The sequence below is a fragment of the Collinsella sp. CLA-ER-H4 genome (genome assembly GCF_040092395.1).
GTDB lineage: Bacteria > Actinomycetota > Coriobacteriia > Coriobacteriales > Coriobacteriaceae > Collinsella.
Genome location: NZ_JBBNLQ010000004.1, coordinates 87664 through 102071, shown reverse-complemented (window position 1 = coordinate 102071; position 14408 = coordinate 87664). Strand labels below are relative to the sequence as shown.

General features: G+C 62.5%; 10 protein-coding genes. 9 read left to right on the top strand and 1 reads right to left on the bottom strand.

Annotation, left to right across the window (positions count from 1 at the left end):
* Positions 1-18 precede the first annotated feature (18 nt).
* The 8 genes from AAAX34_RS04700 (at position 19) to AAAX34_RS04665 (ending at position 11442) form a co-directional block, all read left to right on the top strand.
* Entirely contained in the window at positions 19-3483 is a 3465-nt protein-coding gene (locus AAAX34_RS04700; protein WP_349110214.1) for a DEAD/DEAH box helicase, read from the top strand.
* Positions 3484-3648: 165 nt separating this feature from the next.
* A complete protein-coding gene (locus AAAX34_RS04695) occupies positions 3649-4011 on the top strand; it encodes a desulfoferrodoxin family protein (RefSeq protein ID WP_055285739.1) in 363 nt (120 codons plus the stop codon).
* Between the two features lie 90 nt (positions 4012-4101).
* Entirely contained in the window at positions 4102-6114 is a 2013-nt protein-coding gene (locus tag AAAX34_RS04690; RefSeq protein ID WP_349110213.1) for a hypothetical protein, read from the top strand.
* A 137-nt stretch (positions 6115-6251) separates the two neighbouring features.
* The gene (ruvC, locus tag AAAX34_RS04685; protein WP_022095142.1) at positions 6252-6773 is read left to right on the top strand and encodes a crossover junction endodeoxyribonuclease RuvC; all 522 of its coding nucleotides are present in this window, start codon (positions 6252-6254) and stop codon (positions 6771-6773) included.
* Positions 6773-7393: a Holliday junction branch migration protein RuvA gene (gene ruvA, locus AAAX34_RS04680; RefSeq protein WP_349110211.1), complete on the top strand. Its 621-nt coding sequence runs from the start codon at positions 6773-6775 to the stop codon at positions 7391-7393. Before ruvC ends, ruvA begins: the two co-directional genes overlap by 1 nt.
* Positions 7393-8460: a Holliday junction branch migration DNA helicase RuvB gene (ruvB, locus tag AAAX34_RS04675; RefSeq protein ID WP_022095140.1), complete on the top strand. Its 1068-nt coding sequence runs from the start codon at positions 7393-7395 to the stop codon at positions 8458-8460. Before ruvA ends, ruvB begins: the two co-directional genes overlap by 1 nt.
* 145 nt (positions 8461-8605) lie before the next feature.
* Entirely contained in the window at positions 8606-10273 is a 1668-nt protein-coding gene (locus AAAX34_RS04670) for a formate--tetrahydrofolate ligase (RefSeq protein ID WP_349110210.1), read from the top strand.
* Positions 10274-10452: 179 nt separating this feature from the next.
* Positions 10453-11442 carry a hypothetical protein gene (locus AAAX34_RS04665; RefSeq protein WP_349110208.1) on the top strand — a complete coding sequence of 330 codons (990 nt, stop codon included), beginning with the start codon at positions 10453-10455 and terminating at the stop codon, positions 11440-11442.
* Between the two features lie 12 nt (positions 11443-11454).
* Here AAAX34_RS04665 and AAAX34_RS04660 read toward each other — a convergent pair whose 3' ends face one another.
* Positions 11455-12636 carry a cation diffusion facilitator family transporter gene (locus tag AAAX34_RS04660; RefSeq protein WP_349110206.1) on the bottom strand — a complete coding sequence of 394 codons (1182 nt, stop codon included), beginning with the start codon at positions 12634-12636 and terminating at the stop codon, positions 11455-11457.
* A gap of 218 nt (positions 12637-12854) precedes the next feature.
* Here AAAX34_RS04660 and AAAX34_RS04655 point away from each other — a divergent pair, with 218 nt between their 5' ends.
* The gene (locus AAAX34_RS04655; protein WP_349110204.1) at positions 12855-14192 is read left to right on the top strand and encodes a hypothetical protein; all 1338 of its coding nucleotides are present in this window, start codon (positions 12855-12857) and stop codon (positions 14190-14192) included.
* Positions 14193-14408 lie beyond the last annotated feature (216 nt).

The following is a 14408-nucleotide window of genomic DNA, read 5'->3' as shown; positions in this document are numbered from 1 at the left end:
GTGAGATTGGAGGAAGTGATGGCGCAGGGGACGTTTGTGCAGGCGCTCCGGAAAGAGGCGGCGCTGAGTGGCACCTTTATGAAGGGGCGTTCGCTCATGCTCAACGGCGCCGTGCTGTCGATCGAGGACAGCGGCTCGCGCTTCTCCAAAAACGTGACGGTTGAGGGCTCGGTGCGCGGTTCGCGTGGCGACCTGTACAAGACGCGCGTGGCGCTCGACATGGACGAGCACGAGGTGATCGACTACGACTGCGATTGCCCCGCTGCCTATCGCTACCCCGGCATGTGCAAGCACGCTATTGCCACGGCTCTGGCGTATTTGGATGCCAGCGGCGCCGAGCCCGTCGAAGGTTTGCGCACGCCGGTCCGCACGTTTGCGGCGCAGCCGAAACAGCCCGCGCGCAACGCGCCCAAAGCGCCGGCCGTCAATCCCAACTTTCCCTTTCCGGCGCCCGTCCCCACGAGTCCCAGCCTCATGGCGGCGCTCTCCGATCTTTCGGACGCGCGCATGGATGAGCTGGCGAGCATGCGCCGCAAGCTCGCCGGCAGTGTGGATCCCGATGCCCCCAAGGCGGTGTTGGAGCCCTCGCTGGTGCCGTATTACAATCCACTGTTTGCCGAGCGCTTTAGCTGGGCGCTCGAGCTTCGCATTCGCTGTGGATCGGTCTCCTACGTGGTCAAGGACATCGACGGCATGGCCGATGCCTACGTGCGCGGCGGCACCTTCTCGTACGGCAAGAAGCTCACGTTTGTCCATACGCCCGAAGCCTTCGAAGACGTGTCGACAAAGCTGCTCAACCTTGTCGTGACGACAGTTGCCTATCTCGATGACATCACAAGCTCGCGTTCGGCGTCGTACGACTTTGCCCGCAGCGGTTTTGTCGCCGAGCGTCAGTTGCCGCTGTCCGAGCATAGCATCGTATATGTGCTGGACCTGTTGCGCGGCCAGACCATCTCTTTTGAGCCCGCCTGGTCGCGGGGGACGACGACGCATCGCACCTATGACGTGGCGGTTGAGATGCCTCCGGAAGGGGAGGACGAGGCGCTGTCTGAGCGCCCACCGCTCCTTGCCGCCAAAATCGCGCCGGCGGCTGGTGGCAGCTACGATCTACGCCTGCCGGCCGATGCATACTGCTTTGCTTCGGGCGACGTTGCCTATCTGGTCGACACCCGCCGTGCGCGCCGCGCCGATGTAGCGTTTGCCCAGCATGCGGCGCCGTTCCTATCGCGCTTACTGCCCTGTCGCACGCCGATCCATATCGCTGTCGACCAGGTGGAGGAGTTCTGTCGTATGGCGCTGCCCATTTTGCGCGACTACACCGACCTTACCGCGCCCGCCGCGCTCGATACCGTGGCGCCCGAGCCGAGCTTTACTATAGCTATCGGCGTCGACGATGGGCTCGTGACCTGCAAAATTACGGTTACCTACGGCGACTGGTCGGCAGATCTCTTTAGCCTGGGCGCTCCGGGCAGCCCCTTCGAAGAGCAGCGCCCGGGCGTGCCGCCGCGCGATGAGGTGGCAGAGTTTCGCATTATGGACACGGCGGCCCTGTATTTCGACTTTTACGAGGGCGGCCTGGCGTTTGAGGAACGCGATGACGAGAGCCTGTTCCGCTTGCTGACCGAGGGCCTGTCTGCCCTGTCTGAGCTGGGCGAGGTCATGCTCAGCGACCGCCTGCGCCAGGTCTCGGTCCGCCCTGCGCCCAAGCTTTCGGTGCGTGCAACCGTCAAGAGTAACCTGCTCGACGTCGAACTGGGCGCGAGCGGCCTTTCGGCGGCAGACCTTGCCATCTATCTGGACTCCTACAAGCGTCACCAGACGTTTGCGCGTCTCACGTCGGGCGACATCGTACGCCTGGACGAGGGGGCGCGCGCTGCGTTTGGCCTTGCCGAGGATCTGGGGGTCGATGCTGTCGACTTGCTCGACGGCGTGTCGCTCCCCGCGTCGAGTACCCTGTTCGTCGACAGCATGCTTGCGCGCACGCCTGCGCTCGAAGCCGATCGCGACGCTGCATTCCGTCGCACCGTCGAGCGCTTGGATACGCTCGGCAAGATGGACTTTACGGTGCCGGTCTCGCTCAAGGCAACGATGCGCGGCTATCAGGTCGACGGCTACCAGTGGCTCGGCTCGCTCGAGCACCTGGGCCTCGGCGGCATCTTGGCCGACGATATGGGCTTGGGCAAAACGCTGCAGATGATCGCACATATCCTGGCGCGCGTGGAAGCGGGGGACGCTAAGCCCACGCTTGTGGTGTGCCCTGCGTCGCTTGTGTACAACTGGACCGCCGAGCTGGAGCGCTTTGCCCCGTCGCTCGATGTGTGCGCCATTGTGGGTGCCAAGGCCCAGCGTCGCGTGCAGATCGCCGGCGTGGCCGAGCATAACGTGGTTGTAACGTCGTATGACCTTATGCGCCGCGATATCGATGAGTACGCCGAGCAGGATTTTGCCCGCGTGGTGCTCGACGAGGCCCAGTACATTAAAAACCCGCTCACCCAGGTGGCGCGTGCCGCCAAGCGCCTGCCGGCCGGCGTGCGCTTTGCCCTGACGGGCACGCCCATCGAGAACCGCCTGTCCGAGCTCTGGAGCATCTTCGACTTTTTGATGCCGGGCCTGCTTGGCACGCGCGAGTCGTTTGCCAAGCGCTTCGAAAGCCCGGTCGAGCACGCCGAGGGTGACAGCGCCGCTCGTCTGCAGGCGCTCGTGTCGCCGTTTGTGCTGCGCCGTGTCAAGGAAGACGTGGTTGCCGACCTGCCCGAAAAGATCGAGGACACCGTCATGGCGCAGCTCACCGGCGAGCAGCGCAAGCTCTACCTGGCCAACCAAGACCGCATCGCCCAGCAGGTGCAGCACCGCGAGGCATCCGAGTTTAAGAAAGACAAGCTCAAGGTGCTCGCCGAGCTCACCAAGCTGCGCCAGATCTGCTGCGACCCGCGTCTGCACTACGAGGATTACAAGGCGGGGAGCGCCAAACTCGATACGTGCATGGAGCTCGTGCACGGCGCACTCGACGGCGGGCATCGCATCCTGTTGTTCAGCCAGTTTACGGGTATGCTCGATATCATCGGCAAGCGCTTGGCCAAGGAGGACATCGGCTTTCTTAAGCTGACGGGCGCTTCGTCTAAGGAGAGCCGCGCCAAGATGGTCGCGCAGTTCCAAGCGGGCGAGGTTCCGGTCTTTTTGATCTCGCTCAAGGCGGGCGGCGTGGGCCTTAACCTGACGGCGGCCGACGTGGTCATCCACTACGACCCGTGGTGGAACGTGGCGGCGCAGGACCAGGCGACCGACCGTGCCCACCGCATTGGCCAGCAGCACACCGTGACCGTGTACAAACTCATCGCCAAGGACACGATCGAGGAACGCATTATGCGGATGCAGGAGTCCAAGCGCGACCTGGTCAACAGCGTGCTCGGCGGCGACGGCATCTCGTCGGCACTGTTCACGCGCGAGGATGTTCTGGCACTGCTCGGCGGTGACGGTCGCTAGCCGCGCGCGGGGTGGGACTGCTGGAGCGGGCAGGACGGTCGACGCATTTTGGCCCGACCGCTTGCCTGATCCGTTATGTGTTCATTTGCAATGCCGTGGATGGTTTGTCTGCCTTTGGGCATAAGAACCATCAAGAACATTGGCACATCAGCAAAGGAGAACATCATGGCGAAATTCTTTAAGGACCCCGACGGCAAGCTTATCGCCGCCCTTGGCGACGACGTTGCGACCCCTGCCGGTTGCACGGAACTGACTGCAAACACTGAGGACGCGGCGCACGAGAAGCACGTGCCTGTTGTCGAGACCGAGCGCGACGGTCACGTGATTCGCGCACGCGTTGGCTCGGTCGAGCACCCCAGCCTGCCCGAGCACTACATTGAGTGGATCGCCCTTGAGGCCGAGGGCCGCTTAGAGGTTCATTACCTTGAGCCCGGCATGAAACCCGCGACGTTTTTCGCGGGCGGCTCCAAGACCGGTACCGTCTATGCCTACTGCAACCTGCACGGGCTGTGGTCCGCGACATTCTAGGAGCGCGCCCCCGCTCGGGGTATCATAGCTAGCATATGCACATGCAAGCGCCGGCTGCATTATGCGGCCGGCGCTTTTACTACGATTTCGATGGTTTACGACGGAAAGGGCTGGGCCATGAAGCTCGCGCTTGCACAGATCGATATGCGCCTGGGTGATATTGAGGGCATTTGCGGCCGCATCGAGGACCAGGCTCGTCTGGCCCACGAGCGCGGGGCGCGCGTGCTGTGCGTTCCGGCTCCGCTCTTTATGGGCGCCATGCCCGGTGGCCTGGTGGGCGCTGCCGACTTTGAGCACGACATGCTTGCCGGCTTGACTGGTGTCGCTGAGCGTATCCAGGAGCTTGACATGATCTGCATCGTGCCCGCGGCGGTTTCGTTTGAGGGCCAGCCGCTGCTCGACTACATGATGCTCAAGGACGGTCATGTGGTGCCGGCGCGTTCGAGCATTGCCCTGCAGCGTGGCGAGAACAACGACACACGTTGGGCGCCGCCGGTGTTCGACGTGGACGGCGTGCGCATCGCCGTGATTTTTGACTTGGACCGCGAACTCGAGATACTGCCGACCGGCGTTGACCTCATTGCGTATTTCCAATTCAACGCGTTTGACATGACCGACCGCGAGACTGCCGCCATTGCCGCCGTTCGCAGCGGTGCCTACCGCAAGATCGCATCCAAGCGCAGCGTGTGGTTTGCCTGCATGGCGCCGGTCGGTGCCTATGACGAGTCGGTGTATACCGGCGGATCGTTTGTGCTCGACGACTGCGGGCGCGTGGTGGCCCAGGCGCCGTGTTTTGAGGAGAGCCTGCTGATTCAGGAGATTCAACGCGGCGTGATGCTCGATGCCCTGGAAGATCACGAACTACCCGAGTTCCGTTCCGAGGAGTGGCTGTGGCAGGCGCTGGTGCTCGCCGTGCGCGACAACGCCCGAGCCCACGGTGCGTCGCGTGCTGTGGTGGCACTCGAGGGTGACTTGCCGTCGTCTTTGCTGGCGGCGCTGGCCGTCGACGCTCTGGGCCCGCGCAATGTGATTGGCCTGGTGCTGGGGCGCAACCGTATCTTTACGCCGGCGCAGGAAGAGGCCGAGGCTGCCCGCTGTGCCGCCGTCCGCGCCATTGCCGAGCGTTTGCACATTCGCACCGTCGAGCGCGATGCACCGGATGCGGCGCGTGTGCTCGATCGCGACGTGTCGGCAGGCGATGCCGAGCGTCTGCGCTCGCGCACGCTAGGCCTCATGCTGGAGGACACGGCGCTCGAGTTGGGTGCGATGGCGCTGAGCCCGCTGTCCAAAACCGAGTACGCGCTGGCGGCGCCGGCGCTGTGCGGCGGCTACCAGGGCGACTTTGCGCCCTTTGGCGATGTGTACCTGTCGACGCTTGAGTTTGTGGCGCGTGTGCGCAACCGCACGTCTGCTGTGGTGCCCCAAGAGCTCGTGACGCTCAACGCGGTGGAAGATTGTATGGAGCGCGTGCTGGCGCAGGCGCTCTCGACGCTCGACGGTCCGGTCGATATGCTCGACCGCGCGGCACAGCTGCTCGGTGGGCTTGAGCCGGGTGAGGTCGATGGCGCGCTCGAGGCACACGTGGACCGCAATCAATCTTTCGACGACATCCCGATGGCCGCTGGCAAGCCTGAGGCCTGCTCGCTGCTGCTGATGCTCGTGCGCCAGGGAGAGGCTTCCCGTCGCATGCTGCCGACGGCGCCGATCGTCTCGTCCCGTTCGTTTGCCGAGCGCTCCTGGCCTTACATGCTCGCGTGGTCCGACCTGGGGCTTAACGGCAAGGAGCGCATGTCGGTCGATTCGCTGGCGCGCGCCGAGGTGCGTCGTTTTGCCGACGAGGATACGAGCGAGCGCGTGCGAAACGAGATGATGGGCGTGCTGGGCGAGCTACTGGGTATTTCGCCCGAGCAGATGGAGGAGCTGCGCTCTGAGGACGGTCAGCGTCGTTTGCACGAGGGAATGAAAAAGTTCGAGGGCGAGGTTCAGGACGCCATCGATAAGATGATGGGCGGTCAGGGCGGCTCGCAGGGTGGGCCCCAGGGCGGACCGATGCCGCACCCGCCGGTTGATCCGAGGCAGTTCCCATTCTTCTCGCAGAATTAAGCTGGAGACGGGATTTGCTCCCAACGCCGACACTTCAACTAAGTATCTTGGCCCCGTTGTGTTATTCTAGAACAGACGTTCGTGAATAGTGCGCGGGGCCTTGTCTTGCGCTGTGCTTGTGGCGAGGGGAGGTCTGCTTGGTTATCTTGGGCATTGACCCCGGTTTGGCTCATACGGGTTGGGGGATTATCGAGGAGCGGCGTGGCGAGGTTCGTTGCCGTGCCTACGGCTGCATCGAGACCAGTGCCGGAAGTCCGCTCGCGGTGCGCCTGTCGCATATCGCCCATGACCTTAAGGATGTCGTTGAGCGTTATCGACCCGACACGGCTGCTGTCGAGAGCATCTACTTTGGCGCCAACGTTCGTTCCGCCATCCCCACGGCGCATGCCCGCGGTGCTGCACTCGTCGCGCTTTCGGAATGCGCGCTCGAGATTGGCGAGTACACGCCCATGCAGATCAAACAGGCTGTGGTGGGCACCGGCGCCGCGGACAAGCGGCAGGTCGCCTACATGGTACGCACGCTCACACAGCTCGATCACGACCCGCATCCCGACCATGCCGCCGATGCCCTTGCCTGCGCCATCTGCCACGTAAACCTCAGCCGCACCCGCGCCCTCACCGGTGGCGAGTTCTATCAACAGAGAGGAACCGGATACTGATGATTTCCCAGCTCCACGGAACGCTTGTCGAGGTCACGATGAGCTCTGCTGTCGTCGATGTGTCGGGCGTTGGCTTTGAGCTCGGCATTTCGGGCAGCACTGCGGCCACGTTGCCGACGCCCGGCGGCGAGGTCCGCCTCTACACGCGTATGCAGGTGCGCGAGGACGCCATGACACTTTTCGGTTTTTCCTCAAAGGATGAGCGCACGATGTTCGATCGGCTCGTGTCCGTCTCGGGCGTTGGCCCGCGCTTGGCGCTCGCCGTTCTTTCCACCTATACCGTGGGGCAGCTGTATTCGCTGGTGATGGCCGAGGACGACAAGGGCATGGCCAAGGTGCCCGGTGTGGGCAAAAAGACAGCTCAACGCCTGATCCTGGAACTCAAGAGCACCTTTGCCAAGGATAAGGGCTTTGTGCCGGTCGACGTGATTCCCGGCCAGGTTGCGATGCCGGTTCCCGCCGCCGCTCCTTCGGCGATCGATGACGCCCGTGCGGCGCTCCTTTCCATGGGCTTTAGCCCGCAGGAGACCGATGTTGCCCTGAGCGGGTATGATGGGCAGAATATGCGTGTCGAGGATCTGCTCGGCGCGGCGCTTAAGCGACTCGGAATGGATGCGTGATGTGGGAAGCCGATGACTCTCAGGACCTGTGGGCGACGCCCGGCAACTCGCCGGCGGCATCCATGGCGCACGGCGAGCGCATGGTGGGCTCGGAGCTGACGGCCGAGGACCTCGATGTCGACCGCACTTTGCGCCCCCAGCGCCTGGACGATTATTGCGGCCAGGAGCACATCAAGCAGAGTCTGCGCGTGTTGATCGAAGCGGCGCAGAGCCGTGGCGAGACGCTCGACCACGTGATTTTCTCGGGTCCTCCGGGCCTGGGCAAGACCACGCTGGCCACCGTTATCGCCAACGAGCTGGGCGCTCAGATCAAGACCACGAGTGGCCCTGCCATCGCGCGCACGGGCGACCTGGCGGCCATCCTTACTAACTTGCAGCCGGGTGATGTGCTGTTTATCGACGAGATCCACCGCCTCAACCGTTCGGTCGAGGAGGTCCTGTACCCCGCGATGGAGGACTTTGCGCTCGATATCGTGATTGGCAAGGGTCCGGCGGCGCGTTCGATTCGCCTGGATATTCCCAAGTTTACGCTGGTAGCGGCAACGACCCGCTCAGGCATGTTGACCGGCCCGTTGCGCGACCGCTTTGGCATTTCATATCGCCTGGATTACTACACGGTCGAGGAGCTCGCGCAGATTGTAACGCGCTCGGCGACTATCCTGGGCGTGACGATCGACCATCCCAGTGCACTCGAGATCGGCTCGCGTTCGCGCGGCACGCCACGTCTTGCAAACCGCCTGCTCAAGCGCGTGCGCGATTACGCGCAGGTGCGCGGCAACGGCCCCATCGAGCTCGATATCTGTCGCCAGGCGCTTGAGTTCTTCGAGATCGACGAGCTCGGTCTGGACTGGATGGATATTCGCATTTTGGAGACGCTCGCCAAGACGTTCTCCGGTCGTGCCGTGGGACTTACGACCCTTGCCAGCGCGGTGGGCGAGGACCCGGGCACGCTCGAGGATGTCTATGAGCCCTATTTGCTGCAGTGCGGGTTGATGATTCGTACGCCGCAGGGCCGTCAGGCAACCCTTCGCACCTTTGAGCACCTGGGGATTGAACCTACCGTTTAGGGCGCTTTGTTTTGGCGGGCTGTTGGGCTATCGCTGGGCATCGGGTAAACATATCGCCGTTCATCGGTTATGGGCGTTTTTACTATTGCGCGCCCGTGCTATGCTGAATTGGTCTTTTTCTCATTCGGTAACGAAAGGACCGCCCATGCCTACTGACATCGAAATCGCACGTTCTGTCACGCCACTGCCTATTACCGAGGTGGCCAAGAACGCCGGCGTCGACGTTAAGCACCTTATTCCGTACGGCTTCGACAAGGCTAAGGTCGACTATTCACTGCTCAACGAGCCGACTGATCACCAGGCCAAGCTCGTCCTCGTGACCGCTATCAACCCAACGCCTGCGGGCGAGGGCAAGACCACCACGACCATCGGTCTGGCCGACGGCCTGCGTCGTCGCGGCGTCAAGAGTGCCGTGGCCCTGCGCGAGCCTTCGCTCGGCCCCGTCTTTGGCGTTAAGGGCGGCGCTGCCGGCGGCGGCTGGGCTCAGGTCATCCCCATGGAGGATATCAACCTGCACTTTACCGGTGACTTCCATGCCATCGGTGCTGCCAACAACCTGCTGGCCGCCATGCTCGACAACCATATTCAGCAGGGCAACCAGCTCGGTATCGATGTTAAGCGCATTACTTGGAAGCGCGTCGTCGATATGAACGACCGTCAGTTGCGCCACGTTATCGACGGCATTGGCGGTAAGGCCCAGGGCGTGCCGCGCGAGGACGGCTTCGATATCACCGTCGCCTCCGAGGTCATGGCAATCCTGTGCCTGTCTACGAGCATCAGCGACCTCAAGGAACGCTTGGGTGAGATCGTCGTCGGCTATAGCTTTGCCGGCGAGCCCGTCCGTGCCCGCGACCTCAAGGCCCAGGGTGCCATGACCGCGTTGCTTAAGGACGCGCTCAAGCCCAACCTGGTGCAAACGCTCGAGGGCACGCCCGCGTTTGTCCACGGCGGTCCCTTCGCCAACATTGCCCACGGCTGCAACTCTATCATGGCCACGCGTATGGCGATGCGCTTTGGCGATGTCGCCATTACCGAGGCCGGCTTCGGTGCCGATCTGGGTGCCGAGAAGTTCCTCGACATCAAGTGCCGCATGACGGGCGTTCGCCCCAGCGCCGTCGTGGTCGTCGCGACCGCTCGTGCGTTGAAGTACAACGGTGGCGTCGCCAAGGCCGATCTCAACGAGGAGAACCTCGAGGCACTCAAGGCTGGCATGCCCAACCTGTTGCGTCATGTCGACAACATCCAGAACGTTTATGGCCTGCCCTGCGTGGTCGCCATCAACCGTTTCCCGACGGACACCGAGGCCGAGCTTGCTCTCATCGAGTCCGAGTGCCAGAAGCTCGGCGTCAACGTTAAGCTTTCCGAGGTCTGGGCCAAGGGCGGCGAGGGCGCGCTCGAGCTGGCCGATGAGGTTATGCGTCTGATTGAGCAGCCGAGCGAGCTCAAGTTTGCCTATGAGGACGGTGCCGATGTGGCCGACGCCCTCGAGGCCGTTGCCACCAAGGTCTACCACGCCGACGGCGTTGACTTTACGCCGGCCGCCAAGCGCCAGCTCGCCGAGCTGCGCGAGAACGGCTTTGGCAACCTGCCGGTGTGCGTGGCCAAGACGCAGTACAGCTTTAGCGACAACGCCAAGGCCCTGGGCGCTCCCGAGAACTTCCGCATCACGGTGCGTGAGCTCAAGGTTTCCGCCGGCGCCCACTTTGTGGTCGCACTGACTGGCAGTGTTCTGACCATGCCGGGCCTGCCCAAGGTGCCCGCGGCCGAAAACATCGACGTCGACAACGACGGCAACATCACCGGCCTGTTCTAAGTCTGCTGTCCATAGCTGCTTGTCCGCCCCGCCGTGCCCACAAGGCCCGGCGGGGCTTTTTGATCCTTAGGCCCGCGCATGTCTTGTAGATACCGACGGACTCTGCCCATCATAGGCTTTTGCGCGGGTAGAATGCATGGATAACTTGAGGCTCACGCGCGACGGAAAGGAATCGTTGCATGGATCAGGACAAGACAACCGTGATGGGCGGCTACGGTTCCGCGCAGGCTGGCGATAGCGTCGATGCGACCCGCGTTGTTCCCAACCCCGGTTATGCCGACCCCGCCGCGACGCAACCTTCTGCCGAGCCCACCCGGGTTATGGGCTATGGCGACACGGCGCAGGATTCTTACGCTGCATCTTCGCAAGGCCCCTATGGCAACGCAGCTCCGGATCCGTTTGATTACACGCCGCAGGATTCTTATGCTGCTTCGACGCCGAATCCCTATGATGACCTGTCGCAAAATCCCATTCCGCAGCCTCAGCAGACGACGTATATGCCTCGCACGGCGCAGCCTCGCTACGAGTCGCGCGAGCCGTATCGCGAGTACCCCAAGTCGATTCCGCAATATGGCGAGGACGAGGAGAGGAAGCCGTCGCGTTCGTCGAGCGTGATCAAGAAGATCCTCATCGTACTGGCGATCTTCTTTGCTCTGTCGATTGTGTTTGCCATCGTGTCGGGCATGCTCAACAAGCGGGGGAGTTCAACGGCCGATGCCACTGCCGAGCAAACCGAGTCCGCCTCGTCTAGCACCGTCGATCTGAGCGATATCCCGGGGCAGTACTGGTCCAACGCCAAGAAGATCCTCAAGTCGCGCGGCGCCGATCTTTCGAATGCCGTGGTCCTGACTGATGATGGCTCAACGCCCGTCGTCGATGCCAACTGGGTCGTTACTTCTGCCTACTATAACGACAACGGTAACCTCGAAATTCAGCTCACGCACAAGAACAGCTCGGGCAACTCGTCCGACGGACAAAGCGGTACCGACAGCTCGAGCTCCAATACGCTGGAGGACTTGAGCAACAAGGCACAGGAGTTGGGAGACAAGGCGCAAGAGCTGGGCGACACGGCCCAGAACCTGGGCGATACCGCGCAGAACTTGGGCGGCATGGCGACGGATGCCTGGAACGCCCTGCAAAACGGCATCTCGGGCGCGCAGGGAAACTAGCTGTTAAACAGGCTACAGCTGCTCTGCTGGACGGTCGGGCGAGCTAAAGCCCGAGTCAAACGTAACGACGCATGAGGCATCGGGTCGGCGCTCGTGCACGATGCGCGTGACGAGCTCCAGCAGCTCCTCGTCGGATATGTCAAAGCCGTCGGGACGCACAAGGTCAAATGACACAAAGCCATCGTGTTCGTGAAGGTCGTGGATGGAAAGCGCGGGGTCGATCTGCGCTACGCCGCGCTTGACCCAGCCGCGCAGGTCGTCGCCGGTGGTGGCGATGGGGTCGCAGTGCAGCGTGATATCGATGCCCATTTGGCGCTTGATGTCGTGCTCGATGGTGTCCAAAATCTCGTGGTGCTCAAATGCGTCGCCCTCGCCGGGCATCTCCACGTGGGCGCTGGCAAACTGACGACCGGGGCCGTAGTCGTGCACCATGAGGTCGTGTGTGCCCAAGACCTGCGGATAGGACATGATCTTGTCGCGGATTGCCTGGACGAGCTTGGGGTCGGGCGCTTGCCCCAGCAGCGGGCTGATGGCGTCGCGCACCAGGCCCATGCCGCTGATGCAGATGAAGACACCAACGCCCAGGCCCGCCCAGCCATCGAGGTCAAAGCCGGTCGTCTGCGAAATAAGCGCCGCCACCAAGACCGAGCCCGAGGTGATGACGTCGTTTTTGGAGTCCTGCGCTGTGGCGATGAGCGTCTCGGAATCGATGCGGTTACCCAGTGCGCGGTTGAACGCGGCCATCCAGAATTTGACGAGCATGGACAAGACGAGGGCGGCTATGGAGAGCGCCGAATATGCGGTGAGCGAGGGCTTGATGATCTTGGTGACCGACTCGAGGATCAGGTTGATGCCGACGGCGCAAACCAGGACGGCGACAAACAGACCGGCCAGGTACTCGTAGCGGCCGTGGCCATAGGGGTGGCCTTCGTCTGCCGGGCGGCTGGCAAGGCGAAACCCGAGCAGGCTTACGATGTTGCTCGAGGCATCGGAGAGGTTGTTGAAAGCGTCGGCGATGAGGGAGACGGAACCGGCGAGCAGGCCCGCGATGCCCTTGGCTAGGCACAGGGTGATGTTGAGGCCAATGCAGATGAGGCTTGCGGCAAAGCCCGCGTTGGTGCGGCAAGATGCATCGACCGGCTCGCCCTCGCTGCCGGGAACAAGCGTATGTACCAGCCGATTTACAAATAGCATAGCGGTCGTCCTCACAATCATGTTTAAGGGGATAGTGTAGCTCGCGCGGGGGCGCCGTGCACCGATGCTCAGAAAATGCAGCAATAGTCTGCCGGTGCTAACGAGCGAGCCTTCTCGTCTGCCTGGGTGGTCCATTTTGGGCCACATGGGTATGGGCATGTGCCTGTTTGCTCGACATACTTAATGTCGACAGCCCCTGTGCAAAGGAGGACGTTTCCATGGACGAGATGTTTGCCATTAAATGTCAAAACTGCGGCGGCCCTATGTACTCGCACCAGGCTAAGCGCAGCTTTGAGTGCGCCTATTGCGGTGCGGTCATTCCGTGGCAGTCGGACGCCGGAGAGCCCAAGAGCGCTTTGGGTATTCGCCATACGCCGTTGACGGTGGTGGATGGACTGCTCAAACTCACGCATGTGTCGCAACTCGAGCGCCCGCAGGACCCGGACTGGTATTTCTTCAATGCGCACTGGCGCAATCAGTCGGTCCTGGAACATCTGCTGTGGGAGGATCGCGGCACGGCGCAGGAGTTCCAAGAGGCCACGCATGTGAGCATTCCTTGCCCCTTCTGCGGAGCGTCCTTTGAGGGCGAGTCAACGCAGCGTGTGTTTGAGTGCCCGTCGTGCGGCAACAAGATTGGCGTGGCCGACCTGCTCAAGCCCGGTAAGTTTAGCAAGCGACTGACCATGGGCGTTGGCGCGGAGTATGTACCTGAGCAGGGCATTCCCTGCGAGATCACTCCGCAGCAGGCGCGTGCCAACGCACTGCAGCTGGTGCGCCAGTATGCGGAAGCCTTTGCCGGGCACGACGTGGAAGATGCGATCCAAAACGACATGATGCTCTTCTATTTCCCCATGGCGCTGGCGGACCTGCGCATGATGGCGTCCTTCCCGGGCAAGGGCCTGAGCAAGGAGACCTTGGTGTACTACGAGGTGCTCGACTGGGCATATCCCAGGGCAAACTACCTGGACGTTCGCCTCATGGGCATTTTGGAGCCGTGGGACTTTGCCAAGGTTGGGCCGTTTGACCCGGCCATGCAGGAAGGTGACTTTCGCGTTGTCTCCGTCGATGCGTCTACCAAGGACCAGGTGGTTATTGATAAGTTGGCGCTCGACGTTGCGGGCAACGACGCCGAGGCTGTACTGGGGCTCAATAAAAAGAGCATCCGCACGTGGGCATGCAAGGCCCGCAAGCACAAGGACGGCCTAGTTATGGTGCCGGTGTACTTTGTCGACCGTCCGGCAACGGACAGCCGCGACGGCGATCAGGTGCGCATCGCCGTAAACGGCCAGACGGGTCGTGCGGCCGCGGTGGTGTTTAGCGACAAGCGCGAGACGCATATTGTGGCGCCGCTCAGCTCGAGCCTGCATCTGTCCGGTGAGAGCACCGTGCACGCCACGCCCATCGAGGTCAAATACGTTAAACCGCCGTTCCTGTACCAGATCGTGCGCCGTGGAGGCGGCGAGCAACCGCGCCAGGTTGCAGCCGCCGTCGAGGGTTCCTACCGAGAGGAGAAGCCCAAACGCCGCGGTCTGCTGGGTGCGCTATTTGGGAAGTAGGGGGGAGTAGCACCGGTTGTTGCCGTAAGGTGATGGCCGGGGGTGCGGGGCAACTCTCAGGAGTGCGGGCTGCCGTCTGATTGTTTGAGGGTGCCAGATGTAAATAAACAGTGGAGCGGCTGCAAAAGAGCCGCCCCACCGGGTAAAATCAGGTTGTGCCGCGGAACCCGCTCCTCAGCTAGTCACACTTCGGAAGCGCGGGCAACGCAGGTATTA